The following is a 26392-nucleotide window of genomic DNA, read 5'->3' on the forward strand; positions in this document are numbered from 1 at the left end:
GAAGGAGGAGAGATCTCTTTGTCACAAAAAGTATTTGCAGCTGTTCAGTCAGGCGAAAAACAGACCAAAGTGAAAACATTTGATTTGCCTAAAGTTGCCGATGATGCCGGTTTACTGAGAGTTGAAGTTTCAGGAGTTTGCGGTAGCGATTGGCCTGATTATAAGAAATATATAGGTGATAGAATACTTGGTCATGAAGTCGTTGGCTATATTGAAAAAATCGGGAGGTTTGCTGAACAACGTTGGGGTCTAAAAAAAGGTGACAGGGTAGCACTTGAGGAGTATTTACCTTGCGGACACTGTAATCGTTGCCGGTCTGGCGAATTTCGTTTATGCGCAGCAACTGATAAATGGAATGGTGGCATCCGTTTTGGATTTACGACTATATCTGAAGCCCCTTCATTATGGGGCGGTTATAGTCAATATCTCTATTTACACCCAAACTCTGTCTTTCACAAAGTACCGGAACATATTCCGGCTAATCAGGCAGCATTAGCATTACCGTTGGGGAATGGAATTGAATGGGCAGTGAATGAAGGTGGAGCTGGCCCTGGAAAAACTGTATTAATTCAAGGGCCAGGACAGCAAGGGCTTAGCTGTGTACTCGCAGCAAAACAGGCAGGTGCAGATTGTATTATTATCAGTGGTTTGTCAGCTGATGAAGAAAGGTTCAAGCTCGCTAAAAAATTTGGAGCAGATTTTACGATTGATGTTCAAAAAGAAGACATTTTTAAACGGGTGAAAGAGATTACTGGGGGAGAAATGGCCGATCTCATCATCGATGTTGCTTCTGGCGGACCTGCCACCGTAACTGCAGCCATCGACTTAGTAAAAATACGAGGAACCATAATTTTAGCAGGAAAAAAGCATCAGGAAATCCCTGAATTCTATAGTGATAAATTAATTTCTAAATATATTACCATGAAGGGGGTTCGGGGGCATAGCTATCAAGCGGTTGAGCGGGCAATCCAACTTATCGCATCTGGGAAATACCCACTTAACGAAATGTGTACACACCACTTTGGTTTAAATGAAGTAGATAAAGCGTTGAAAACAGTTGGTGGTGAAGGAGAAGATGGAGCCATTCACGTAACTGTAAACCCATGGAATTAATAGTAATTCTATCTTATATAAGGAGATGTTACATTTGGGCAAAAGCTTGCAAAGTTACTTAGAAGACTTAAAAAATGCCGAATCACAAGAATTAGTTGAGATTAACCGTGGCGTTGTTCCTCATAAATTTGAAGTAACAGCACTATTAGAGCATATGGACCAAAAAGGTGACACTCGAATTCCTTGGTTCCGGTCTGTTGTTAACAATCATGATCATCCGACAGATATGACGGTTGTATCAAATATCTTTGGTACGAGAGAAAGAATTGGTCAGCAACTAGGCGGTGAAGCTCTAAAAGGTGGTATGGCTGTCAGCATGGAATATGCGAAACGAGAGCTTGAAAAGATTGATCCAGTCTTACTTTCTTCCAATGAAGCACCAGTAAAATATGAGATCAAAAAAGGAAAGGACATCGACCTTAAAGAACTACCAATCGTCAGACATTATGAAATGGATTTAAGCCCCGTGTTAACGATGATGCTTGTCATGAAAGATCCAGATGAAGGATTTTATGATGTTTCCTTTACAAAGGTATTTCCTAAAGGTCCTGATAAGGCGGGAGTATCCATTCATTCACCGCACCTAGAACGAATATTAACTCGATATGAAGAGCGCGGTGAAGCTGCACCTGTTGTCAGTATCATCGGTCACCACCCTGCTTTCACATTAGGAGCAGCAGCTCGCGTCCCTTTCGGAAATGATGATTATGCAACAATTGGTGCGTTTCTTCAAGAACCAGTTCGCCTTGTGCCAAGTGAGACATGGGGAGAGGACTTTTTAGTACCTGCTGATGCGGAATTCTTAATTGAGGGAGTTATACAGCCTGGAGCAAAAACAATTGTTGACCCTTTTGGAGAAGTAACGAGAGATTATCAACCGCAATGTTTGCGTCAACTAATGGATGTTACGGCAATTACAAAGCGAGAGAATGCGATTTTACAAGACATTTTTTCAGGCCATCCAGAACATTGGTTGTTAGGGGGCATTGCGAAAGAAGGCGGCCTTTTTAACATGCTACAAAAACAGTTTGGAAATGTTACAAGTGTGAAAATGCCATTTTCAGGTTGCTGCCGTCTAGAGTGTTTTATTTCAATTAAAAAACGAACAGAGGATGAACCTTTTAATGTGGCAATGGCGGCATTTGGTTTTGATTCACAGCTCCAATATATTACCATCGTGGATGATGACATTAATACGTTTAATGAATTGGATGTTCGCTGGGCGGCTGTCAACTATGTAAACCCTGACCGCGACATTCAAAAAATCCGCGCCCGCAATCACTTCTATAATGCAGGAGCCGGTTGGAAAGTAATGATTGATGCTACAAAACAAACCGTTGTACCATCACCAACTAGATTCCGAGTACCCCCAGAAGTTATGGAAAGAATGAAATTAGATGATTACATTAGTGGAAAACAAGGTGTTACGAATTAAAGTTAATTTAAATGGGAGGAGATTGAATGGGTAAAGGTGGAAATTTAGGTGATAGTATTTTGTGGGTTAATTGTGTATCTTGTTCAGGAAGTTTTTATTGTGAACTTGACTTACTGCATATGGATGTTCATCTAATTTGTCCGTTTTGCGAAACAGAATTTTTAGCTAAAGCTGGTGCCCAAAAAGAAAGTACGGCTAATTAAATGAATGAACGTAATAGAGCCTCCTCTAATGAGGGGGTTTTTAACTAAATGTTGGAGGGTGGTTTTCTTGATTAAGCAGCATAATGAAACGAATGAAATGCTTAGCTATTTTAGTGGAAAAACCATTGCAATCATTGGATATGATGAACAAGGGTATCAGCATGCAAAAACGTTAAGCGAGCATAATATTGAAATCCTCGTCGTTTTAAGAGAAGGTACTCCTGTTGATCATTGGAGAGAAGAAGGCTTCGATGTTGTCTCAGTCTGGGAAGCTGTTGACAGAGCTCAAATATTGCAAGTTTGGTAAAAAGAAAGAAACGTTTCAAAGAAAACTGATAAGTAAATACATTAATAAATCTAGTCACCTGTCGTTACTGGTGTCTGTTATTAATAAAGACAAGGTTACATTTTTGCGAATAAACCTAAAATTGAAGCGGTTGAAACCATGATTACTGGTTTAGGAGGGAACGGAATGAGTTATCTGCCCAAGCAATTAGAACTAATTCTTAAAGAAGATAGTTATATGTGTTAAAGAGACTATATTGGATTGTTAGCTAGTTGTAACGTTTCAATTTAATAGCGCTTCGTTTTTTCCTAAAATATGCTTTGTAACAATCGTTCGTATTACCATTAATCCTTTAACCTCTTTATATGTTGTTCATCATTTTAATAAAGCCCACTCTTTTTCTAGTTTATTTCATAAAATAAGGAGAAAAAGAAAGGGTGTGTTTATCATGATTACTGTTCCTGTTACTGGATTGTTGTACGATGCTTATGATGAAGCATCTTATCATTCTCATAATCTTTATATTACGACATGGGATGGTCAACCCGTTCACTCTCATCATATTAAGGGGATTACTTCATTTGATGTAGGACATGAACATCGCTACAGTGGGACAACCGAGCGAGCACCAAGTGGCATTTCACATACCCATCGTTATTTTACTTATACCACTATTAACAGCGGCCACAAACATGTCATTAAGGGTGTGACAGGACCAGATATTCCTCTTCCTGGTGGGGGACATTACCATGAATTCAGTGGCGTAACCACTGTTGACGGGGCAACCCCCCATAGACATCAGTACAGCGGTCGTACAAGTATGTGACACTTTCTCAAAAGGAAAAATCCAAGTCATCTTTATTATGAACAATTGCAATAAAAATTTACTAATTCATTCAAAAATAATGATTAAAACAAGAGGCTGGGACAAACTTACGTGATGATTGAAAATGTGAACAATGCACAACCTTAGCGGAGGAAATATAGCGGGATCAAAGGCAAGGGTGAGACCCCACAGTGCGAAAAGCACGCGGAGGCTCACTAGCCGCCCGCGGAAAGCGAAGTATATTTCCGAAGCGAAGGCTATGTATCAACGATCATGACGTTCGCATTTCTCATCAATAAAAACTCTTTTGTCCCAGCCCCTTTTCCTTGTTATTTACTCATTAAAAAAATAGACTATTTTAAAATATCGCTTGCTCCATTCATATCCATTTAGATTTTACCTTAATGTTATTATATACTAAGAAAATCAAATGAAAATCTTCATAAACAGTATTTATCTTTTACATTATGATTAACTTTGCGTAGAGGAGGTCATTCAATGAATCTCAATGAACAAGTTGTATTGGTTACCGGGGCAAGCCGGGGACTAGGAGCTGCAATTGCTAAGGCTTTTGGGCGAGAAGGGGCAAAGGTTGTTATCAATTATTTTAACAGTGAAAAACAAGCTGCGGAGGTTGTTGAAAGCATTGGAAATGAACATGCGATTGCTCTTCGTGCTGATGTTAGAAATCAAGAAGAAGTAATAAACATGTTTGAAATGGCAAAAAATCATTTTGGAAAACCGATTACAACTGTCGTGAACAACGCCTTGATCAATTTTAAATTTGATGCTGCAAATAAGAAAAATGCTGAAACAATCAATTGGGAGGATTTCCAAACCCAATTTGAAGGGAGTGTAAAAGCGTCGTTACATACTGTACAAGCGGGTATAAAGGATATGGCTGAGTTGAATTTTGGTCGTATTATTAACATCGGAACAAATTTGTTTCAAAATCCTGTTGTAGCCTATCACGATTACAATACGAGCAAAGCGGCACTCCTTAGCTTTACGAGAAACATGGCACGGGAGTTAGGTGAAAAGGGGATTACTGTTAACATGGTATCAGGTGGATTGTTAGAAAAAACGGATGCAAGCTCTGCAACACCAGATGAAGTCTTTGAAATCATCAAGGAAAACACTCCCCTAAAAAAAATAACAAGCCCAGAAGATGTTGCAGATACGGTGTTGTTTTTTGCTTCACCATGGAGCCGTTCAGTGACTGGACAGAACTTGGTCGTTGATGGCGGCTTAGTAATGGACTAACTTTTTTCTTTTATATCGTTTTAAGAGGATTCGATAATCAGACGCATAACCCATCCTAAATAGCTGAACACTAAACATAACCATTCATGAGCAGTTGGCTCTCTCCAAAGTGGATGATAACGAGTTCGACCGGTCACAGAGCAGCCTTTAATGAAGGAGTATGAGCGGAAGTGCTTCTTTGACACTTCTCCTTGAACTGAAGCGCCGCCCCCTTTTCAGAGAAAAAATTTTATTGATAAGGAGCTATTTGTATGGACTTAAAAAGAGCGTCTCAAATTATTTCCTCACCTAAAGAAATTGAAGTCACGTATCACGGAGTCCCTGTTCGGCTCATACACACAAATCAGAAGACCAACACCGTCTCCGTTAAAACAGATCCAAATTCTAATGATATTATGGTTCTTCCTGTAGAAGAATTGGAAGAGGGGGAAAGCAGAGAGTGAATTAAAACTCAGGAAATATGTTACAGCTTGAACGAAAAATCTATAAATGTTCAGTAGAAAGTGGGATGATGAATGACTCCACTTGATGAAAGTAAAATCATGAAAATTAAGACTCGATTAAATAAACACCCTGTGACATTGCCAGATGGCACTCCTGTTCCTTGCTTAGGTCAAGGAACTTGGTACATGGGAGAAGATCCAAAAGCGAAAGCCCAGGAGATAAAAGCATTACAGCTTGGCATTGAGCTTGGTATGACGCTCATTGACACAGCAGAAATGTATGGTAATGGGGGCTCAGAACGATTGGTCGGTGAGGCAATCAAGGGGCTTAGGAATGATGTATTCTTAGTTTCAAAAGTATACCCACATAATGCAGGGTTAGAAAAGATCTCAACTGCTTGTGAGAACAGTTTAAAAAGGCTAGGGACCGATCGTTTGGATTTATATCTTCTCCATTGGATAGGAGGTATTCCATTAGAGGAAACGGTTGAAGGCATGGAAAAACTAAAAAAAGACGGTAAAATTTTACGATGGGGTGTCTCTAATTTCGATACTGATGATATGAAAGAGTTGTGGCGCACGAAGGATGGGGTAAATTGCGTGACAAACCAAGTATTATATCATCTAGGATCGCGAGGCATTGATTTTGATTTGTTACCTTGGCAACAAGAGCGCCATCTACCGATTATGGCGTATAGTCCTCTTGCTCATGGAGGGGCTTTAAGAAAGCAATTAGCCGATGATCCAGTTGTTACTGACGTTGCTGCTAACTATAACGTCACACCCTTGCAAATTGCTCTGGCCTGGACAATTCGCACGAATCAAGTCATAGCAATCCCAAAAGCCGTTCAGGTACAGCATGTAATTGAAAATGCTGAAGCCGGGACCATTGAATTGACTACAGAAGACTTAATTCGCCTTGAACAGGTTTTTCCAAAACCGACACGAAAAATGCCTTTGGATATTATTTGAAAGGGCGTATAGTCTCCAATTCGGTTAAATATCGTATAGGTTTTGGGGGATGTTTCCCTTCAGCTTGGCTTCAATGGATTCTCCATTCTTAGCTTGAACATAATCGCTATATATGGGAGTTACAGCAAGCCCTTTCAAACTTAAGTAGGTAACAGATACATAGTTGTTAATTTAGAAGATACTTTTTAAAGCTGTAAAATCAGCAAAACTGTAAAGAAATACATTCATATCAGGATTGCCGAGTTTCCCACTAGGTGATAGAATGTCCATTGTAGGAATCAAATGACAATACTCATTAAAAGGGAGTGGAATGATGGAAAAGACTCTTGTATTTGGACATAAAAATCCTGACACTGATACAATTACGTCTGCCATAGCGTACGCTGAATTAAAAAACAAATTAGGATTAAATGCTGAGCCTGTACGTTTAGGTGAGCTAAATGGAGAAACGCAATTTGCGTTAGATTATTTTAAAGTTGAAGCTCCTCGTTTCGTCGAAAAAGTAGCCGATGAAGCAAAGCAAGTGATTCTGGTGGATCACAATGAATTTCAACAGAGTGCTGATGATATTAAAGACGTTACCATTTTAGAAGTTATCGACCATCACCGAATTGCAAATTTCGAAACAAGCGATCCATTGTATTATCGTGCTGAGCCAGTTGGATGTACTGCAACCATTTTAAATAAATTGTATAAAGAAAATAACGTAACCATTTCTAAAGAAATTGCTGGATTGATGCTATCTGCCATTATTTCTGATTCATTATTATTCAAATCGCCAACATGCACACAGCAGGATATCGATGCTGCGAAAGAGTTAGCTGAAATCGCTAGAGTGGATATTGAGAAATATGGTTTAGAAATGTTGAAAGCGGGAGCTGACTTAAGTGATAAAACAGTTTCTCAGCTTATTTCTCTTGATGCAAAAGAATTTCAAATGGGGAACAGCAAGGTTGAAATTGCTCAAGTAAATGCTGTGGATACGAATGACGTCCTTTCACAACAAGCAGAAATAGAAGCAGCGATTTCACAATTGATTGCTGAAAAGGAATTGGATTTATTTTTATTTGTCGTAACAGATATTTTGAATAACGATTCCATTGCTTTAGCACTTGGTAAAGCGACAAACGCTGTAGAGAAAGCATTTAATGTTACGTTAGAAAAAAATACGGCCTTACTTAAAGGTGTCGTATCACGTAAAAAACAGATCGTTCCAGTATTAACAGATGGCTTTAAAGTGTTAGAAAAATAGGCACTACATTGACTCTATGAACACTGAGTGGACTTGCTCCACTCTTTTTTATTTGAGATCTAAAAAAATGCGTAAAAAAACGGATGCTATGATTGCTCAAATTTTTACATACATGCTAAGATCATGATAGAACCTTTTTAATTGGAGTGATTAGATGAAAGCCCTCGTTCATGCAAAAATAGAAGGTCTTGATGGCCTCACATACCGCGAGATGACAGAAATGCAACCTGCAAAAGGTGAAGTCCGTGTAAAATTGAAAACTTCTGGCTTGAACCACCGTGATTTGTTTGTCCTGACCCGTCATAAAACGTCAGATCCACCATTGATCCTTGGATCAGACGGTGCTGGTGTGATTGATGCGATTGGTGAAGGTGTGGAGAATCTTCAAGTTGGAGATGAAGTCATCATTAATCCTGGAATTGGTTGGAATGAAAAAAGTGATGCACCTCCTCAAGGATTTGAAATCGTTGGTCTTCCTGGCCATGGGACATTTGCAGAGAAAATTGTTATTCCTGCAGAGAACGCCGTCGCAAAACCTGAATACTTAACATGGGAAGAAGCAGGTGTACTGTCACTCGCTGCACTTACAGCTTACCGAGCCTTAATAACGAGAGGACGTGTACGACCAGGAATGAAGACATTCATCCCTGGTATCGGTAGCGGAGTTGCCACGTTTCTATTACAGTTTGCTAAAGCTATCGGAGCTACTGTCTTTGTAACCTCACGTTCAGCTGATAAATGCCAAAAAGCAATTGAACTTGGTGCAGATAAGGCGATTAACAGCAACGAGGATTGGGGCGAAGCACTTAAAGGCGAAAAAATGGATTTAGTGATCGAATGTGTCGGTGCTGCCACGTTTAATAAATCTCTGGAGCAGTTGCGACCTGGGGGGACGATCGTTACATTTGGCGCGTCTGCAGGAGATGACGTGCAATTTAATCTTCGAAGCTTTTTCTATGGTCAATATAACCTTCTTGGTTCAACAATGGGAAGCGGCGAAGAATATAAAGAAATGCTTCAGTTTATCCAAACACATCAAATTAGACCCGTTATCGATAAAATGTATAAGCTCAGTGAATTCGAACAGGCATTTAAAAGATTGGAAGATGCAGCACAGTTAGGAAAGATCGGTTTCTACGTAAACGAATAATAAAAATCAAGCCAACGACATTAAAAGCGACTTAGGATGTGCACAAAAAAAGAGCATATAAGAAGGAATATAAAGAGAAGAAGGCTATTAAGGTACATAAGCAAAATAACTTGAGAACAAAAAAGAAACAGCAATGAATGAATGTTGCATGCTGTTTCTTTTTTAAGAAGAATAATCATTTAAGCACAATCCATATAATGACAATTAAAAATTTGTATTTTTTATCGATCGGATCTTACAGCTCAAAATATAAAGATGAAAGAATAATTTTTGAATGGTTGAGTAATCATACAAGAAAATCTTAAAAAAAAAAGAAAAATGTCAATAAATGAAGCAATCAGTGTATGTATATACAACCTTAAACCGATATAATAAATAGATGCAAATTGAAAAGAAAAACACAAGAGAAAAACATTGCCGCTATAACCATTTAGGATTAGCATGATGCAAAAAGAACAGTCTCTAGTCACCATGGAAATTGTTCCGATGAAAAAGGAAGGGTGGGTTGTGTATGACCTATGTGTTGTTGATTGTTGGGTTTGCTCTGTTAATAAAAGGTGCAGATTTTTTTGTGAAAGGTGCTTCGAACATTTCATCTTTGCTTCGAGTTCCTCCTATTTTAATTGGTCTAACCATTGTAGCCTTTGGAACAAGCTCTCCTGAAGCAACAGTCAGTATTATTGCTTCCTTAGAAGGGAATGACGATATTGCACTAGGAAACATCGTTGGAAGTAATATTTTTAATATCACTTTTGTCTTAGGAATAACAGCGTTTCTATATCCTTTAAAAGTGGAGAATGAAACAATTAGAAAGGAAATACCTTTTACTCTATTAGCCAGTATTGCCTTATTTGTTCTAATGAGTGATATTGCTTTACATACATCAAGTAGCAATTTGATTACTCGTAGTGACGGTATCATCTTTTTACTGTTCTTTGGCATTTTTATGTATTACATTTTTGAGGTTGCCAGAAATAGTCGAGAAAAAACGAATAATAATTCAATAACAACGAACGAAACATGGGGTAAAAATATTTTTTACACAGTAATCGGTCTTACTGCAATTATTTTTGGGGGAGACCTAGTCGTGAACAATAGTACTGCCATTGCGTATACTCTTGGCATGAGTGAAACGTTAGTGGGGTTAACGATTGTAGCGGTCGGTACTTCGCTTCCTGAATTAGTCACCTCAATTACAGCTGCTATAAAAAAGGAAAGTGAAATTGCATTAGGAAACATCGTTGGAAGTAACATTTTTAACATTCTATTTATTTTGGGTATTTCCTCAGTAATATCACCTCTTGTCGTTGATAGGAAAATGTTTATTGATGTGATTCTTATGATTTTTTTAACAATTGTTGTGTTTATCTTTTCTAGAACCAAATTTAAAATTGGGAAAATCGAAGGCCTCATCCTTGCTTTATCGTATATCGTATATGTAACTTATATTATTTTAAGAAATTAACACTTGACGTCATAAAAAGAAAAGGAATATTCATTATGAAAAAAAAGACGCCCCTTTGGAAAAGATGGTGGCTATGGCTTGTCGTTGTTTTATTTATAAGTATTAATTTATTAGTAACGAATAATAATCAAAATCAAGAAGAAAACCCTTCGAACGATATACGCATTTCTGACAGTAATATTTCTACGCATTAATATAGAGAATTTAAAACAAAACCATTTGAAGAGGAATAAGAGATTAGAAAAAAGATTCTTCCTTTTGGGGTAAAGCTGTACAAAGAGATGAGAGGAGAAGACAAATGCGTTTAATAAAAGTGGATACCTGCCAACCTGGTATCAAGTTAGGTAAATCGATTTATGATGAAAATGGAAAAGTCCTTTTAGCTGAGGGAACGGAATTAACTAAGAACCTAATAGATGGTCTAAAAAAACACCATATTTTAACTATTTACATACAGGATGAGGCTTCTGAAGGCATTGAAATTGTTGAATCCATTCCAGAGGGTTTGCGGCTAGAAGCAGTCAATGTCATCACCGAAGGACTTAATACCATTGCCAGCTTGCATTCATCCAATTCAAACATTCAAGGAATGTTCAAATCAGGAAGAGCGATTCGAAGCTTTCAAAAAATTATAAGAGATATCCTCGGTTCTTTAACAGAAAACCCAACAGCTCTAAATTTATTGGCCTCAACAAAAATCCATGAAAATCACGTGTATACGCACAGCGTAAATGTAACAATCTATGCAAGTCAGCTGGCAATTGAGAATGGTTTACCTCTTAAGAACATCGAAGAAATCGCTCTTGGAGCAATGCTCCATGACCTTGGTAAGTTGTACATTTCCCCTGAAATTTTAAATAAACCTGGGAAGTTAACAAAGGAAGAGTTTGACGAAATAAAGTCCCATTGTCAGTTGGGTTATGACATTCTTCGAAAGGTTCACGAGCTTCCTTTAACAGTCGCACATTGTGCACTTCAGCATCATGAAAAAATCGATGGAACAGGCTACCCAAGAGGATTAAAGAGCGATGAAATCCATAAATACGCTAAAATTTTGAGCGTTGCAGATGTATTTGATGCGGTTACAAGCCATCGAGTATATCGACCAGCTATGTTGCCTCATAAAGCACTTGAACTTCTTTATGCTGGAAATGGTACTCATTTTGATCGTAAACAGCTTCAATTATTTAAAGATTGTATTGCTATATACCCTCAAGGCTTGACGGTGAAATTAAGTGATGGACGAGTAGGAATCGTCTCCAAATATAACTTCCATTCTGTTGGACGTCCTGAAATACGCATTATTAGAGATGAAGAAAATCAAGACGTAGAACCATATGAAATTGATTTAGCAGCGAAAGACCACTTAACTGTAGATATTGTGGAAGCAGACGCACTTTTATAATTTATACTATAGCAATGGCTCTCATTTAAATAGGATTGCTTCGTTAATGAAACAAGCCTATTTTTTTGCTCAGGACTATAAATCGATGGCGATCAAAAATACAATTGACCGAAATTTATTTTCTTGATATATTATTCTAAAATCTAAGACGAGCAAAGTTAAATACGAACTCGTTCCTACCAGAGGGGCGGGTTTTTTATTTCATAGATAGAGGAGATATACAACAGCATGAGAAAAAAAGACACCTTGTTTGTTGGACTTATGTTATTTTCAATGTTTTTTGGAGCAGGGAATTTAATCTTTCCCCCATTTTTAGGAATGAATGCAGGAACATCATTCTTTCTAGCTATGGCTGGTTTTATCCTTACAAGTGTGGGGTTACCACTTCTTGTTATCGTTGCATTATCCCGTGTTAATGGGAATGCACAGACGATCGGAAATCGAGTACATCCTTTATTCGGTCTTATTTTCACGATTATTGTTTATTTGTCAATCGGCCCTTTTTTGGCGATTCCAAGGAATGCCACAGTGGCCTACGAAATGACGTTTGTTTCATTTTTTACTTCTTCGCCATTGATGTTGTTACTATTCACGATACTCTTTTTTCTTCTAGTATATGTCGTTAGTTTATATCCCAATAAACTAGCCAACTATATGGGGAAGTGGATAACACCGATTTTACTTTTATCTATCATTGTATTATGTGTTGTGGGCTTAACCAAGCTTCGTTCATCATCCATACTTGCTCCTTCTTCCGATTATGCAGAAGCACCGTTCTTAAGAGGATTTGTTGAAGGCTATTCTACAATGGACGCCTTAGGCGCACTAGCATTCGGTATTGTCATCCTAACCACTTTAAAGGAAAAAGGGGTTCAAGAGGAAAAGCAGCTTACAAAGTATATGTTAAAAGCAGGATTAATATCTGGTGCTGCATTAGCAGTTGTCTATACTGCGATTGGATTGATTGGTGTTAAAATGAATTCCTATGGTCCTTTTGAGAATGGATCTGCTATCCTCTCTACAGCCTCCAACGTAATTTTTGGACAAAGTGGTACCTTTCTTTTAGGAATTATTTTTTTACTTGCTTGTTTTACAACATGTGTTGGGTTAACAAGTGCATGTGGTCATTATTTTGAAAAACTCATCCCAAAAGCCAGCTATAAAACGGTCGTGTTAGCCGTGACACTTGTGAGTTTTACTTTGGCTAACTTCGGACTCAATACAATTCTTACTGTGTCTGTACCGTTTCTTGTCATGTCTTATTCATTAACCATAGTATTAATTGTACTTGCACTTTTCCATCGGTCCTTTCATGGTTCGAGGTACGTGTATGTTTGCACCATTTTGTGTACAAGTTTCGTAGCTTTGACAGATGGACTAAGGACTTTTGGACTTGAATTTGGTTTTATTCAAAACGTAATGACGAAATTACCGTTTTCCTCATTAGGATTAGGCTGGCTGCTTCCTGCTGTCTTTGGTTTTGCCATTGGTCTCATTTTAAGTAAATTCGACAACAAGTTGATTCATTCCCAAGATTTAAATCAATAGCCTCTCAATAAAGACGAGGCTGGGACATAACGAACGTGTATGATTGAAAATGCGAACAATGCACAACCTTAGCGGAGTAGACTCCTGCGGGTTCAGGCAAGGATGAGACCCGTCAGTGCAAAAAGCACGAGAAGGCCACCAGCCGCCCGCGGAAAGCGAAGTGTATTTCCGAAGCGTATGCTATGCTGCAACGATCATGACGTTCGGATTTCTCATCAATTAAAACTCTTTTGTCCCAGCCCCGTTGTTATTGAGAACGGAATCTTATTAACAAAAAAAGAAGAATATTGTAAAAATTTAATATAGATGATATAGTCAAAAAGATTAAACTTCAATATAACAACAAAAAAAGTCTATACTTCACGAGGGGATAATGATGTCGAATTATATGCAAAAAGTGAAGGAACAAATGTCAACCCTTTCTACTAGCATGAAAAAAGTTGCTGGGTATTTACTCGAGCATCCTCAACTTTTTGCCATGCAGTCTGCAACAGAAATTGGAAAAGAAGTAGGCGTAAGTGAAACAACCGTGATCCGCTTTTGCTACTCGCTTAACTATAGTGGTTTTAGCGAGCTTCAAAAAGAAGTTAGAGAAAGCTTAATCTTCGCTAAAAGTAGCTTACATACATTTCAAGCAGACAAGAAGGAGATAGGGAGTGGGCCGAGATTTTATATCGAAACGATGCAGCGTGACCAGCGAAAAATTCAAAAAATGATGGAGCAATTAAATGAAAGGGATCTTCATCATACTGTGAACCGTTTGATTGAGTCCAATCACATTCTTGTCGCGGGCATAAGAACCTCTTTTGCAGCTGCTCATTGGTTCTCGTTCACACTTAATTTGATTCGTGGAAATACTCACTTATTTCAACCAGGTACAGACGATATGATTCACTTACTTTCAAAAATGAATAAGCAAAGTACATTTGTTGCTTTCTCCTTTCACCGATATGCGAAGGAAACGATAAAGCTGGCTGAAGCTGTTAAAAAACAAGGGGCATTTGTGATTGCCATTTCTGATTCTGCCTCGTCTCCAATTACTGAGCATGCCGATCTTCATTTACCTGTCCAGCTATCCGTAAAATCAACACTTGACGCTGCGCCTGCGGTCTTTTCATTAATGAACGCATTGATTGCAGGAGTGTCGATCCACGACAGTGAGCGCTTTGATCAGTATAGAGAAAGATATGAATCATTGCAGCTCGATGATTTCTTTTATAAGAGCTAGCTGATTTATACATATATAATAGGAGGTTATGTTAAAAATGTAAAAACATTAACTCTATACTGTCATTATCGCTGGATTGCCTCCAATAATCCCATCACTTACCGCCTCCCTATTAATGGTAATTATTGTAAGTCTCTTCACCAAAAAACCGACTGGAGAGCAATTAAAAGTGTTTGATGTATAAAACAGAAAGAATCCTCTTGTACCAGATGCAAGAGGATTTTTTTTCGTAAGTTGACCTGTCCAATTTATCCGTAGCTTTTTAAGGTTAGATTTATTCAAGAATATAAACATCCTAATAAGAAAAGAATAGGCTTAGATGTAAAACAGCGGCGTTTAACTTCTTTTAATTAGATCATTCATTTCCATGTAAAGCAAAAAATCATGCTACTTTCAACAAGAGAGTATCTTTCCCTTATCTGGAGGTTGATTTTAATTGATATTTGAACTTTCCATACTTATTATACTCATCATTTTGAATGCATTTTTTGCGGCTTCTGAAATTGCATTGATCTCTCTCAATGATAACAAAGTGAAGATAATGGCTGAGAGCGGAGATAAAAAAGCACAATTACTACATCATCTCCTTTCTGAACCAAGTCGCTTTCTTGCGACCATTCAAATCGGCATTACATTAGCTGGCTTTTTAGCGAGTGCATTCGCAGCTGACAGCTTTGCCACTCCTTTTGCAGAAATGCTTTATTCAATGGGAGTCCCACTTTCACCAAGATTACTAAGTACATTCTCCGTGATTTTTATTACCTTAATATTATCTTATTTCACCTTAGTTTTAGGTGAGCTTGTTCCAAAACGGCTTGCCTTACAGAAAGCTGAAGCCATTTCCCTGTTTGCAGTCAGCCCTTTAACCTTTTTATCAAAAATTTCTTCTCCGTTTGTAAAATTATTAACCGTTTCAACGAATATGTTAGTTCGTCTTTTTGGTGTCGATCCGAATGCGGAAGACAACAACATTACCGAAGAAGAAATTCGAATGATGGTCGATGCGGGGGAAGAAAAAGGTTCGATTCAAGAAACCGAAAAAGTCATGATTAATAATATATTTGAATTTGATAATAAAACCGTTTCCGATATCATGACACATCGGCTAAACATCATCGCCATTCCGATTGATTATCAATTAATGGAAACCGTAAAGTTAGTGAATGTGGAAAGGTACACAAGATTTCCTGTCTATGAAGATAATATTGATAACATTGTGGGAATCTTACATGCGAAGGATTTAATCCAATTTGTAGAAGATTGTGATGAGAACCGTTTTAACATACGAGAGCTGATCCGTGAACCTTTTTTTGTGCTTGAATCAAAACGAATTGATGCATTGTTTCAAGACATGCAAAAAAACAAAATTCATATGGCCATCGCCCTTGATGAGTATGGAGGGACAGATGGAATCGTAACCATTGAAGATGTGATTGAAGAAATCGTTGGAAATATCTTTGATGAATATGATGAGGTAGAAATGGAAGTCGTTGAAATCGAAGTACTTGATGACCATACATATTTAATGGCAGGGACAACGAACCTTTATGAAGTGGAAAATATTTTAAAAATCAACTTACCGATTGAAGAGTTTGACACATTAAGTGGTTTTGTCATTAATCAGCTTGGCTATATTCCGACAGAAGAGGAACATTCAGTGATTGAATACAATAACGTCACATTTACAGTGGAAGAAATATCAGAGCGTCGTATTATCAAAGTAAGAGTAAATTTGGAGGAAAAAGAAGAAAAAGAACGTTAGATGATATCAGAATCCTGATTGAAAAAAGGTCAACAAGCTGTCGTTGATCTTTTTTTCTTGAAATGAACGATTCCATATGAATTTCATGTAGCGATAGCCGAGCATTTTCTATTTTAATCCGGTGCGACTGAGGGGAGACAGCATCGTTACAGTAAATCTGTAAAACGATTATTTCTCGATCAACATCTCCTGCTTAGACGTTTATTTATGCATAATCCAAAAATTGGACGTTTCTTAACTAAATATAATAAACTAGTAACAAAATAAAAAACTGCAGTGAATACTCAATCAAGGCAGGCAAAGAAATTCTCATATAAAATGGTATGTTAATAGCCTAGGGAGGGCAATAAAATGCAAAGCAATCATGAAATGAATGATTCAGCATTTGAAATCGGACTTTATACATTTGGTGATCTCGGACCCGATCCCCATTCCAGAAAAACTATCAGTATAAAAGAGCGGTTAAATGAAGTCATCCAGGCGGCCAAAATGGCAGATGAAGCCGGTTTGGATGTTTTCGGGGTTGGTGAGCACCACCGCTTAGACTATGCAATCTCTGCACCACCCGTTGTTTTAGCTGCTATCGCACAAGTGACAAAGCAAATTAGATTGACAAGTGCGACAACCGTATTGAGTACGGTTGACCCTGTACGCTTGTTCGAGGATTTTGCAACACTGGATTTGCTTTCAGATGGACGCGCTGAGATCATCGCAGGACGTGGAGCATTTGTGGAATCTTTCCCTTTATTCGGGTATGACTTAAACGACTATGACCCTTTGTTTGCAGAGAACATTGAGCTATTCCTAAAGCTAAATGAAAACGAAATTATTTCTTGGCACGGTCAATTTCGCCCATCCCTACATGATGCACAAATTGCCCCTCGACCACTCCAAAACCAACTGCCAATTTGGGTAGGGGTTGGAGGAACACCAGAAAGCGCACAAAGAGCGGGAAGGCTTGGAACTGGGATTGCCCTTGCTATACTCGGAGGAGAACCTGCGCGCTTTAAGCCACTTGTTGATCTTTACCGTCAAGCTGGAGCAGAAGCTGGCCATGCTCCTGAAAATTTGAACGTTGCCGTCACCGGCCATACATTTATTTCAAAAACCACCCAGCAAGCAAAAGATGAGTTTTACCCATATTACTCAAATTATTGGGAATATGTTAATCGTCAGCGGGGGATGGGTACAAGAGTCTCACGCATAGACTTTGAACAGATGGCTCGTCCGGAAACAGGGTTATTCGTAGGCAGTTCAGAGCAAATCATTGAAAAGATCCTCCAGCAATATGAGCTGTTTGGACACCAACGCTTTATTGCCCAGCTTGACATAGGCGGGCAGCCATTTAACAAAGTGGCTGAGAGTATTGAGCGATTAGCCACAGAGGTCGCCCCAGTTGTTCGTCGCGAAACGAGGAAGTAAGAAGGAGAGGGTATCACATGAAAATCATCGGATTATCAGACATCCATATGCCTATAAGGGGGCGAATTTTTCAGGAGAAAGGCGACTAACTGGTCATCAATCCTTCACTTTACAGCCGGTTCAAGGACAGTCAATTTATTATCTGTTGTATTAAGTTCAACCTCAGATCCGATTGGTATCGCAGCTTTATAAAAGCCATGCCCTGTAGCAAGATTGGTCATTAGTGGTTTTCCTAAGGGAACAAGCAAATCATTAATTAAATCTTCATACGTTGTACCATAGGATACAGGGCAATTTGTACATTCTCCCATGATAATCCCAAGGCAATCCTCGAATTTACCTGACATTAATAATTGAGTTAGATAGCGAAAAATCGCTGTGGTAGGTGAATTAACCTCTTCCAAGAAAAATATTTTCCCTTTTGTATTAATTTCATATGGAGTACCAAGAGTATTGACGATCGAAGTCATATTACCACCTACAATTGGTCCTGTTACATTCCCTGGTACTAAACTCACTTGGGGCATATTTGGTGGATTTTGAATAGCTCTTGGTGAAACCAATGTGGAAATGGCTTCAAAAAATTGATTGAAGTTGTACGCAGGTGTTTCTAATCTAAAATCAACGAGCATGAGGCTATGAAACGTAATTAATTGGCTAAATTGATACAAACTATTGAGTAATACAGTGATGTCACTATAACCAGATATTACTTTAGGGTTCTTTTTTATCACGTCAAAATCTAAATAAGGGAGAACGGTCTGAACCCCTGTCCCTCCTCGTGTGGATAATATCATTTTGACGCTCGGATCGCTGAACATTTCCATTATATCTTCAGCTCTTTGCCTGGCAGGTGCAGCTGTGATGCCCTCGTAAGCATAAACGTACCTTCCAAAAAGGATATTAAAGCCCAAATCCCGCAAATATCGTACCCTCATATTGATAATATTTGCATCAAGAGGACTGCCAGGTGTAACCACTCCTATTGTATCTCCTGTTTTCAATAATGGGGGTTTTATTGCCATACTTTCCTCTCCCTAAATTCAATCATAATGTACAATAATAGGTATTAAAAGACGTTCAAAAATATGTCCTATTTATAGTGAAGTTAGAGGAGCATTTGGTGTAGAATCGCAGAATTTTATATAATTGACTGAGTCAACAAAATTATCGTATACTGAAAATAGCGACAATTTCTAACAAGGATGAAGGAGCGTTTTTGTTTGGAACCCATGAATATTGTAGATAAAATTCGGCATTTCAACAGGTATTACGCGAGTGTTCTAGGAAAAATAGACCAAGAAATCTATCATCAACCCTATACACTAACAGAATCACGTATTTTGACAGAAATCAATCTTCGAAACGGTTGTTCAGCGACGGAAATTAGAGAAAATTTAGGTATCGACCGAGGCTATTTAAGTCGGATTATTCAAAGATTTGAGGACGAAAAGATCGTAATCAAAAAACGCTTTGAAGATGATAAACGTCAATATGCTCTTTATTTAACAGACCACGGCCAAAAGATTTTACATACGTTGATCGAGCATGCCAACCATGAAATTGGCAAGATGCTACAGACAATGTCAGATCATGAACAGGCAAAGCTTGTGGCATCCATGGAAGCCATTGAAGCCATCCTTACTAAAAAGCCGCTAACAAACGCAAAACTATCAATACGTTCGTTCCAACCAGGGGATGTAGGTTATGTTGCTTCCCTACATGGAGCACTTTATGCAAAATCATATGGGTTTGGGTCAATTTTTGAATACGATGTGATGAAGGGCTTAACTGAATTTATCGAGAAGCCTGATAGGGGAGGCTTATGGATCGCTGAGGTCAATGGTGAGCCGGTTGGTTCCATTGCTATTACAAAATCAAGTGAAAAGGTCGCTCAACTTCGATGGTTTATTATTGACGAAAAATACCAGGGTTTAGGAATCGGAAAAAAGCTTATGAATACGGCAATCGTTTTCTGTAAGGAACAGGGCTATCAGCATGTTTTCCTGTGGACTGTAAGCATTTTAAAAACCGCTCGACACCTTTATCAATCTTACAATTTTACCCTAACTGAAAAGAAAGAAAACAACTCATGGACAGGGACGAATTTGACAGAAGAAAGATGGGATTTAATATTATCTGAAGATGAATCGTAGAGAGCTTTGCGTTAGGAAGGGAAGAACGATTTTTAAAAACTTGCTACCCTTTCATGTAAATAGTACACATTCTTACAGGTTTTATCTAGCCTTATTCAAAAAAAGCTACGGAGAACGAATACTAGCTGGACTTAGAAAAGGAGCTACCCCTTTATGGAGAATCAGTCTTTAACACGATCAAGCAACCTTGAAATCAAACGAGCATTATTATTAATCGGGATTGTCTTCGTTGCATTTAACTTACGTTCAGCCATTACAGCTGTGGGGCCACTTGTCAGTTCGATCCGTGCCGATATGGGCATTTCAAATGGACTAGTAGGATTCCTTACAACGCTACCATTGCTGTCATTTGCCGTCCTATCATTCTATGCCCCTCGGCTAGGGCATCGATTTGGGAATGAAATAATGGTGTTTGTCGCACTTTTTGCATTAACCGCTGGAATTATTATGCGATCAACTGGCCTTATCTTCACTTTATTTGTAGGGACAGCCATTATTGGCGTCGGGATTGCGATCATTAATGTTCTGTTACCAGGGATCGTAAAAAAGAAATACCCTGAAAACGTAGGTTTAATAACAGGCGTTTATACAACCTCCATGTCCATTTTTGCAGCACTTGGTTCAGGTCTAAGTATTCCATTAGCACAAGGATTAAATCTTGGATGGCAAAAATCTCTACTATTTTGGTCGATATTGGCTGTGATTGCCATTTTTTTATGGATTCCGCATTTACGGCAAGGTTTAAAAAACTCAAAGCCAGTCCCTAAGATTACAAACGTAGCTGGAAATACGTTATGGCGTTCAAAGCTTGCTTGGCAAGTGACTATTTTTATGGGTTTTCAATCTTTTATATTTTATTGTACGATAGCATGGCTGCCGGAAATTCTTAGTGGCAGTGGTTTAAATATGGCTACAGCAGGCTGGATGCTAACGATTATGCAGCTTGCAGGATTACCAATGACATTTCTTACCCCTCTTTTTGCCGACCGTTTTGAAAACCAACGAGGGATTGTTTTACTTATTGGTGTGTTATACATAGGGGGAATTATTGGTATCTTGGTTGGTGGTAGTTTACTCCTCTTATCCTTAAGTGTCATTCTATTAGGTCTTGGGCAAGGAGCTGCTATTAGTTTAGCGCTTACGTTTTTTGGACTTCGCTCTGCTTCAGCGCAACAAGCTGCTGAATTATCAGGCATGGCACAATCTATCGGTTATACGCTTGCAGCGGTCGGTCCAATTTTACTTGGTTTTATTCTAGATATCACTCATTCAGGAACCATTCCATTGTTGATATTAGGTGGCGCTGTTGTGATCATGAGCTTAGCAGGACTTGGTGCTGGTCGAAATCGAACTGTGTATCAATCCTAAAGAGCTCGTGAACCCAAATAGTCGTCGTAAACAGATTGTATGCAAACGAAAGATTTTATAAAATAAACAAATGATTAAATTTCTCTTGAAATAGGTGTTGTTTTTGAAAACATTTATCGTTGTAGGTGGAGGGATTCTTGGTGCAGCTACAGCTTATCATCTTGCAAAGGCTGGGACTGAGGTGACCATCATCGATCGAAGGGATCAAGGGCAGGCCACAGACGCTGCAGCAGGAATTGTATGTCCCTGGCTTTCTCAGCGCCGCAATAAAGCGTGGTATACGTTAGCGAAAAGAGGAGCGAAATATTACCCATCCCTCATTAAAGAATTGGAAAAAGACGGTGAGGCTGACACTGGCTATGCAAGAGTAGGTGTAGTCGGCTTACATTCAGATTTGAAAAAGCTAGATAAGATGGAGGAGCGGGTACAAAAAAGAAAAGAAGATGCTCCAGAAATTGGAGAAGTGTCTAGGTTGTCGGCTTTTGAAACGAAAAAGCTTTTTCCATTATTATCGGACGATTTTTATTCCATCCATGTAAGCGGTGCAGCACGGGTCAACGGAAGAGCGCTTCGAGATGCTCTTATAAGCGGTGCAAAAAAGCACGGAGCTAATTTTTTACATGCTAGTGCAGAACTAGCTTTTGAAGACAATCATGTAAATGGTGTTAAAGTAGAGGGGAGCACATTATATGCGAATCAAGTGATCATTGCTTCAGGGGCATGGTCAAAAGAGATCCTTAAACCACTTGGTATTGATTTTTTAGTTGAGCCCCAAAAAGCACAAATCATGCACCTTGAATTACAAGAAGTAAAAACAACGACGTGGCCCGTTGTCATGCCGCCATCAAATCAATATTTGATCGCTTTTGAGGATGGGCGCTTTGTAGCTGGGTCCACACATGAAGATGGCGTCGGCTTCGACAATCGCGTGACTGCTGCTGGCGTTCATGAAATCTTAGACAAAACGTTTACTTTTGCGCCTGGATTAGTAAATAGTACGGTACTAGAAACTAGAGTTGGCTTCAGACCGTATACTCCAGGATTTCTTCCAGTGATCGGTGCTGTTCCTAACTATGAAGGAATCTTAGTCGCCAACGGACTCGGGGCTTCCGGCTTAACAATTGGACCCTACCTGGGGAGAGAACTAGCAAAGCTTGCACTTGGTCAAGAGCTAGAAATTGACCTCGATCTTTATGATGTCGCTCATGCGATTGAGAAAATTGATACATGACAGGACTTATAAGAGCTTTCAAATTTGCAAGACCTCTTTATTTGCTATTTCTTTCTTATAAACAAACCCTTACCATACCACGAATCCATTGCAAAAACTGCCTGTCATCATTTATAATGAAACCATAACCACGGAAAATAAAAATAAATAGCGACCGAGTGCTCAAACACTCGGTCACTGCAACTACATGCCGTTTGAAGATCGGCTGACCGCAGGATTTTGCTTTAGAAATAGCTCACCTTACTTGCCGGCAGGGTGGCTATTTCTTTTTGTTTAGATAGACGACAAAGGTAATAGTAAGCGTTAATATCGCCGTTAGCACGAGGCTGAATTGTGCGAGTAAACTGAATACTTCGTATATCGTCATAAGCTTCACCCCCTTTCGTTAGGGAGTTCAGCCGCCACCTTGCTTAATGTAGTTGCTATCACCATTATAACAAACATATGTTCTTATTTCTACTATTCTATCATCTCTTACAATAGAAAAAAGGAAGACCTTCTCTTGGTAGAATTAAGTCACCACAACCAATCCTAGAAAAGAGGTCTTCCCTATGAACCGCAAACAGAATAATTAATTTGCAGATAAAATTGCTGTATTTTACGCTGGTACGACCGTTGAAATTGCACCCGTAGCGAATTTTACAGGTAAAGGAGAGTTATTACGACATCCTTACACAAAAGCATTTTTAGGTAATTTTTTTAATGAATAAAGAATACATATACTATCTTCAAAAAAGTATCCCGTTCTGCGATCAAGCAAACATGCAAAAGCCATTGTGGTCTTTAGTTAGATTAGCCAGGAAACCAATATTACACATCACAACTCCGCCCGGCATAATACGGTGTTGTGATGTCTATAAGGAAAAAACCACCTTAATAAAAGCATGTTTTAATGCGAACCAGGCTGAAGAGGATCAATCTTCATTTTTCTAAGCTTTTTTCCTTGTTTTTGCTGCCACATGATCGAGACAAGCACGGTCACACCAAGAACGACGAGACCAAGCAAAAACGGATACGTTATTTCCACGTCATACAGCACACCAGCTAAAGTAGGACCGAGAACATTGCCGATACTCATATAGGCATTGTTCATTCCCATTGCAAAGCCTTGCTCTTCTCCAGCAAGTTTCGAGATAAGCGTTGTTAGCACAGGGCGTAGGATCGAAGTGGCAAGAAAGATGATTAAGGTGATACAAAAGAAAAGGGCATAGCTTGACGCAAAAAGGGAAAATAAAAATCCCGCAGTGGTCACGGCTAAAAACATGCTTAACACCATAGCTTCGCCAAACCGACTGACAATTCGTTCGACGATGAACAACTGCACAATGACACTAATGACTCCAGTTGCTGTAATCATCACCGCAATTTCTTGTGGCGTGGCGCCGAACTGGTTGTCAACATAGAGCCCAAGCACTGATTCATAGGCCATCAGCCCGAAGCTCATGACAAGAACAATGACGAGAGGGATGAAATATGGCTTGCGAACGGATTGGAAGAGCTTTGTTACCATTGGCTCTTCTTGCTCTAGAGATATTGTTTCCCCGCCCAAGTCTTTGCTTTCCTTTAATACAGCGATCGAAAAGAGAACAGCAACTACTGATAAGAGGGCTGAAGCAAGAAGAGGGACCTTCAATCCGAAATCGGCAAGAAAACCACCAATTCCAGGACCAACGACGATTCCGAGCGACATAGCGGCTGATACAAAGCTATTTCCTTTTGCACGTTCCTCAAGCGAGGTAATATCTGCCACATATGCAAATATCGCCGGGACTAATAAGGCTGCACCTATCCCACCAATCACTCGAGACGCATACAACCACCAAATCGAATCAAAAAGATAAAACATAAACATGGAAATAGCTAACCCAGCCAAGCCAAGAATAATCATCAAACGACGACCGTACTGATCAGCCCACTTCCCAGCAACAGGAGACATGACGAGCTGTGCCCCTGCAAAAATTGCAATCATTAAGCCAGCAGCAGTTCCGCCTTCACCAATTGATTCTAAATAGGCAGGCAATATTGGAATAATAATGCCAAAGCTAGCTATTGCAATGAACATGTTTATCATTAAAACGGTCATTTTCTTTTTTCGTTCCATTGACACGTATGATACCTTCTTTCTAGTCTGTTTTCCGAGCCGCGCTTGAATATCATATAGTCGAAGGTAGTAAATGTCAATTGAAATTTTCACAGGCAAAAAATGGGAGGTGATTCGAATAAAAAAATTGAACATAATGTGAAACCTGCGTATTTCTATTATTTCTACATGATTCCTTCACATTTTCTTTTTACACTCAGTAAAGAGAAATTTTGGCCAGAAGAGCCAACATATTAAACTCAAAAGAGGAGGAATCAAAAATGGTAGAATTAAGCAGCAATTTGTTACTTATGGCCTTTATTATTTACATCGTCGCCATGATCATTTTTTCAATGACAATGTATTTTGAAAATAAACAAGAGGTAAACAAAGCAAAAAAATGGGGCTGGAGCGGCTTCAGCATTGCCTTAATTGGTTTTATGTCACAGTTAGGATATTTTATTACAAGGTGGATGGTTGCTGGCCATGCTCCCGTAAGCAATATGTTTGAATATACGACCTTTCTTGGGATGACGATTATCTTTGCGTTTTTAATACTCTATTTAATCTATAAGAAGCCTGTCCTCGGTATCTTCACCATGCCAATTGGAATTGTAATTATTGCTTACGCCTCTGTATTTCCAAGTGAGGTTTCGCCATTGATACCTGCTCTGCAAACCTACTGGCTTCACATCCATGTCATCACAACAGCGATCGGACAGGGGATACTGGGGATTGGTTTTATCGCTGCGCTCATCTATTTAATTCGAATCGTCGACCAAGAGAAACGCTCCAAGCAAACGTTTTGGCTTGAGTCGATTGTTTTCGCCATCACGTGCGCTGTTGGGATTGCGATAACGGTAGGGATATTTTCTGTTAACAATTATTCGGTCACCTTTAACTGGATTAATGAACTTGAAGTCGAAACACAGATTCAATATGAATTACCAGCGATTGTTGGGCCATATGAAGGAGAAGTGATTGCTTCTGATCAGAACCGCTTTGGTCCATTATTTGAAACTCCTGTGTGGATGAACGGTGTAGATGCACCTCGGAAATTCAATACATTCCTATGGTCGCTCATTTCAGGAAGCCTTATTTACCTTGCTTTGCGCCTTGTGCTTAGAAAACGAGTCTCCGCTGCAATCCAACCGATTTTGAGAAATGTAAGCCCTCAATTGTTTGATGAGGTTAGTTACAGAGCGATAATAATTGGCTTTCCTATCTTTACGTTAGGGGGATTAATTTTCGCTATGATTTGGGCGCAAGTGGCATGGACACGATTTTGGGGATGGGATCCAAAAGAAGTGTGGGCATTAATCACTTTCCTTTTTTATGCGGCTTACTTACATCTTCGTCTATCAAGAGGCTGGCATGGGGAGAAGTCAGCATGGCTGTTAGTGATCGGGTTTGGTATTATCATGTTTAACTTGCTAGTCGTTAATCTCGTCGTTGCAGGGTTACACTCTTACGCATAACGTCATGATCGTTGATGCATCGCATTCGGTTCGGAAATATACTTCGCTAAGGTCGTGCATTGTTCGCATTTTCAAGCATACACGTTCGTTATGTCCCAGCCTCATATAAGCCTCTAGGATATTCCATTATCCTGGAGGCTTTCTTTTGCCAATAGACGTAATGAAGTAACGCTTGTTGATCCTCTGTGAAAAGAGGACAGAGCTTCCGTGAAAGGGGGAAAGTCCAAGAAGCCCCTTCACTCACATCCCATCATTAAAATGGTATTCACGTTTCATTTCCGTCCACGTGGGAAGAGCGATCCGCTC

Annotated in this window: 23 protein-coding genes and 1 pseudogene; 21 read left to right on the forward strand and 3 right to left on the reverse strand. The window is 39.1% G+C overall.

The window, feature by feature from the left end; all coding sequences use genetic code 11:
• The first annotated feature begins 18 nt into the window (after nucleotides 1–18).
• From BLT_RS0110645 to BLT_RS0110735, 16 genes are all read left to right on the forward strand, one after another.
• On the forward strand, nucleotides 19–1113 hold the full coding sequence (locus BLT_RS0110645; RefSeq protein WP_017727781.1) for a zinc-dependent alcohol dehydrogenase: 1095 nt from the start codon (nucleotides 19–21) through the stop codon (nucleotides 1111–1113).
• Between the two features lie 34 nt (nucleotides 1114–1147).
• Complete coding sequence (locus BLT_RS0110650) at nucleotides 1148–2548, forward strand: UbiD family decarboxylase (protein WP_017727782.1); 1401 nt, start codon at nucleotides 1148–1150, stop codon at nucleotides 2546–2548.
• 26 nt (nucleotides 2549–2574) lie between these two features.
• Entirely contained in the window at nucleotides 2575–2751 is a 177-nt protein-coding gene (locus tag BLT_RS24035) for a hypothetical protein (RefSeq protein WP_017727783.1), read from the forward strand.
• Between the two features lie 67 nt (nucleotides 2752–2818).
• Entirely contained in the window at nucleotides 2819–3058 is a 240-nt protein-coding gene (locus BLT_RS0110660) for a hypothetical protein (protein ID WP_017727784.1), read from the forward strand.
• A gap of 427 nt (nucleotides 3059–3485) precedes the next feature.
• Entirely contained in the window at nucleotides 3486–3863 is a 378-nt protein-coding gene (locus BLT_RS0110665) for a YmaF family protein (protein ID WP_017727785.1), read from the forward strand.
• A gap of 498 nt (nucleotides 3864–4361) precedes the next feature.
• Nucleotides 4362–5126: a 3-oxoacyl-ACP reductase gene (locus BLT_RS0110670; protein ID WP_017727786.1), complete on the forward strand. Its 765-nt coding sequence runs from the start codon at nucleotides 4362–4364 to the stop codon at nucleotides 5124–5126.
• Between the two features lie 251 nt (nucleotides 5127–5377).
• The gene (locus tag BLT_RS0110675; RefSeq protein WP_017727787.1) at nucleotides 5378–5569 is read left to right on the forward strand and encodes an H-type small acid-soluble spore protein; all 192 of its coding nucleotides are present in this window, start codon (nucleotides 5378–5380) and stop codon (nucleotides 5567–5569) included.
• Between the two features lie 72 nt (nucleotides 5570–5641).
• Nucleotides 5642–6541 (forward strand): aldo/keto reductase, encoded by a 900-nt coding sequence (locus BLT_RS0110680; RefSeq protein ID WP_017727788.1) that lies wholly within the window; start codon nucleotides 5642–5644, stop codon nucleotides 6539–6541.
• Between the two features lie 313 nt (nucleotides 6542–6854).
• Nucleotides 6855–7793, forward strand: a complete 939-nt coding sequence (locus tag BLT_RS0110685) for a manganese-dependent inorganic pyrophosphatase (protein ID WP_017727789.1) — start codon at nucleotides 6855–6857, stop codon at nucleotides 7791–7793.
• A 154-nt stretch (nucleotides 7794–7947) separates the two neighbouring features.
• A complete protein-coding gene (locus BLT_RS0110690) occupies nucleotides 7948–8943 on the forward strand; it encodes a zinc-binding dehydrogenase (RefSeq protein ID WP_017727790.1) in 996 nt (331 codons plus the stop codon).
• 511 nt (nucleotides 8944–9454) lie between these two features.
• A complete protein-coding gene (locus BLT_RS0110695) occupies nucleotides 9455–10408 on the forward strand; it encodes a calcium/sodium antiporter (protein WP_017727791.1) in 954 nt (317 codons plus the stop codon).
• 298 nt (nucleotides 10409–10706) lie between these two features.
• Entirely contained in the window at nucleotides 10707–11813 is a 1107-nt protein-coding gene (locus BLT_RS0110705) for an HD-GYP domain-containing protein (RefSeq protein WP_017727792.1), read from the forward strand.
• A 228-nt stretch (nucleotides 11814–12041) separates the two neighbouring features.
• On the forward strand, nucleotides 12042–13361 hold the full coding sequence (gene brnQ, locus BLT_RS0110715) for a branched-chain amino acid transport system II carrier protein (RefSeq protein WP_017727793.1): 1320 nt from the start codon (nucleotides 12042–12044) through the stop codon (nucleotides 13359–13361).
• A 376-nt stretch (nucleotides 13362–13737) separates the two neighbouring features.
• On the forward strand, nucleotides 13738–14589 hold the full coding sequence (locus BLT_RS0110720) for a MurR/RpiR family transcriptional regulator (protein WP_017727794.1): 852 nt from the start codon (nucleotides 13738–13740) through the stop codon (nucleotides 14587–14589).
• 436 nt (nucleotides 14590–15025) lie between these two features.
• Nucleotides 15026–16351, forward strand: coding sequence for a hemolysin family protein (locus tag BLT_RS0110730; protein WP_017727796.1), 1326 nt, complete (start codon nucleotides 15026–15028; stop codon nucleotides 16349–16351).
• Between the two features lie 351 nt (nucleotides 16352–16702).
• Nucleotides 16703–17773 carry an LLM class flavin-dependent oxidoreductase gene (locus BLT_RS0110735; RefSeq protein ID WP_017727797.1) on the forward strand — a complete coding sequence of 357 codons (1071 nt, stop codon included), beginning with the start codon at nucleotides 16703–16705 and terminating at the stop codon, nucleotides 17771–17773.
• 104 nt (nucleotides 17774–17877) lie between these two features.
• On the opposite strand, the gene BLT_RS0110740 is transcribed toward BLT_RS0110735, so the two are convergent.
• Nucleotides 17878–18798 carry a S66 peptidase family protein gene (locus BLT_RS0110740; RefSeq protein WP_017727798.1) on the reverse strand — a complete coding sequence of 307 codons (921 nt, stop codon included), beginning with the start codon at nucleotides 18796–18798 and terminating at the stop codon, nucleotides 17878–17880.
• Nucleotides 18799–19005: 207 nt separating this feature from the next.
• On the opposite strand from BLT_RS0110740, the gene BLT_RS0110745 reads away from it, so the two are divergent.
• From BLT_RS0110745 to BLT_RS0110755, 3 genes are all read left to right on the forward strand, one after another.
• On the forward strand, nucleotides 19006–19929 hold the full coding sequence (locus BLT_RS0110745; RefSeq protein ID WP_035425755.1) for a bifunctional helix-turn-helix transcriptional regulator/GNAT family N-acetyltransferase: 924 nt from the start codon (nucleotides 19006–19008) through the stop codon (nucleotides 19927–19929).
• 153 nt (nucleotides 19930–20082) lie between these two features.
• Complete coding sequence (locus tag BLT_RS0110750; RefSeq protein WP_017727800.1) at nucleotides 20083–21297, forward strand: CynX/NimT family MFS transporter; 1215 nt, start codon at nucleotides 20083–20085, stop codon at nucleotides 21295–21297.
• 103 nt (nucleotides 21298–21400) lie between these two features.
• Nucleotides 21401–22528: an FAD-dependent oxidoreductase gene (locus BLT_RS0110755; protein WP_017727801.1), complete on the forward strand. Its 1128-nt coding sequence runs from the start codon at nucleotides 21401–21403 to the stop codon at nucleotides 22526–22528.
• A gap of 259 nt (nucleotides 22529–22787) precedes the next feature.
• On the opposite strand, the gene BLT_RS24435 is transcribed toward BLT_RS0110755, so the two are convergent.
• The gene (locus BLT_RS24435) at nucleotides 22788–22895 is read right to left on the reverse strand and encodes a putative holin-like toxin (RefSeq protein ID WP_017727802.1); all 108 of its coding nucleotides are present in this window, start codon (nucleotides 22893–22895) and stop codon (nucleotides 22788–22790) included.
• Nucleotides 22896–23106: 211 nt separating this feature from the next.
• Between BLT_RS24435 and BLT_RS24440 the strand changes: the two are divergent.
• Nucleotides 23107–23211 (forward strand): annotated as a pseudogene (locus BLT_RS24440) (ABC transporter ATP-binding protein); the annotation flags it as partial.
• Nucleotides 23212–23417: 206 nt separating this feature from the next.
• On the opposite strand, the gene BLT_RS0110765 reads toward BLT_RS24440, so the two are convergent.
• Nucleotides 23418–24764 carry an MFS transporter gene (locus BLT_RS0110765; protein WP_338035657.1) on the reverse strand — a complete coding sequence of 449 codons (1347 nt, stop codon included), beginning with the start codon at nucleotides 24762–24764 and terminating at the stop codon, nucleotides 23418–23420.
• A gap of 125 nt (nucleotides 24765–24889) precedes the next feature.
• Here BLT_RS0110765 and ccsB point away from each other — a divergent pair, with 125 nt between their 5' ends.
• Nucleotides 24890–26086 (forward strand): c-type cytochrome biogenesis protein CcsB, encoded by a 1197-nt coding sequence (gene ccsB / locus BLT_RS0110775; protein ID WP_017727805.1) that lies wholly within the window; start codon nucleotides 24890–24892, stop codon nucleotides 26084–26086.
• The last annotated feature ends 306 nt before the right edge of the window (nucleotides 26087–26392 follow it).

The sequence above is a fragment of the Halalkalibacterium ligniniphilum genome (assembly GCF_000334155.1).
Classification (GTDB): domain Bacteria; phylum Bacillota; class Bacilli; order Bacillales; family Bacillaceae_D; genus Halalkalibacterium; species Halalkalibacterium ligniniphilum.

Bases quoted from the DNA above. Each gene is read 5' to 3' on its own strand.
- BLT_RS24035 (WP_017727783.1), top strand. From the start codon at position 2,575: ATGGGTAAAGGTGGAAATTTAGGTGATAGTATTTTGTGGGTTAATTGT.
- BLT_RS0110665 (WP_017727785.1), top strand. From the start codon at position 3,486: ATGATTACTGTTCCTGTTACTGGATTGTTGTACGATGCTTATGATGAA.
- BLT_RS0110670 (WP_017727786.1), top strand. From the start codon at position 4,362: ATGAATCTCAATGAACAAGTTGTATTGGTTACCGGGGCAAGCCGGGGA.
- BLT_RS0110675 (WP_017727787.1), top strand. From the start codon at position 5,378: ATGGACTTAAAAAGAGCGTCTCAAATTATTTCCTCACCTAAAGAAATT.
- BLT_RS0110680 (WP_017727788.1), top strand. From the start codon at position 5,642: ATGACTCCACTTGATGAAAGTAAAATCATGAAAATTAAGACTCGATTA.
- BLT_RS0110685 (WP_017727789.1), top strand. From the start codon at position 6,855: ATGGAAAAGACTCTTGTATTTGGACATAAAAATCCTGACACTGATACA.
- BLT_RS0110690 (WP_017727790.1), top strand. From the start codon at position 7,948: ATGAAAGCCCTCGTTCATGCAAAAATAGAAGGTCTTGATGGCCTCACA.
- BLT_RS0110695 (WP_017727791.1), top strand. From the start codon at position 9,455: ATGACCTATGTGTTGTTGATTGTTGGGTTTGCTCTGTTAATAAAAGGT.
- BLT_RS0110705 (WP_017727792.1), top strand. From the start codon at position 10,707: ATGCGTTTAATAAAAGTGGATACCTGCCAACCTGGTATCAAGTTAGGT.
- brnQ (WP_017727793.1), top strand. From the start codon at position 12,042: ATGAGAAAAAAAGACACCTTGTTTGTTGGACTTATGTTATTTTCAATG.
- BLT_RS0110720 (WP_017727794.1), top strand. From the start codon at position 13,738: ATGTCGAATTATATGCAAAAAGTGAAGGAACAAATGTCAACCCTTTCT.
- BLT_RS0110735 (WP_017727797.1), top strand. From the start codon at position 16,703: ATGCAAAGCAATCATGAAATGAATGATTCAGCATTTGAAATCGGACTT.
- BLT_RS0110740 (WP_017727798.1), bottom strand. From the start codon at position 18,798: ATGGCAATAAAACCCCCATTATTGAAAACAGGAGATACAATAGGAGTG.
- BLT_RS0110745 (WP_035425755.1), top strand. From the start codon at position 19,006: ATGAATATTGTAGATAAAATTCGGCATTTCAACAGGTATTACGCGAGT.
- BLT_RS0110750 (WP_017727800.1), top strand. From the start codon at position 20,083: ATGGAGAATCAGTCTTTAACACGATCAAGCAACCTTGAAATCAAACGA.
- BLT_RS24435 (WP_017727802.1), bottom strand. From the start codon at position 22,895: ATGACGATATACGAAGTATTCAGTTTACTCGCACAATTCAGCCTCGTG.
- BLT_RS0110765 (WP_338035657.1), bottom strand. From the start codon at position 24,764: ATGTTCAATTTTTTTATTCGAATCACCTCCCATTTTTTGCCTGTGAAA.
- ccsB (WP_017727805.1), top strand. From the start codon at position 24,890: ATGGTAGAATTAAGCAGCAATTTGTTACTTATGGCCTTTATTATTTAC.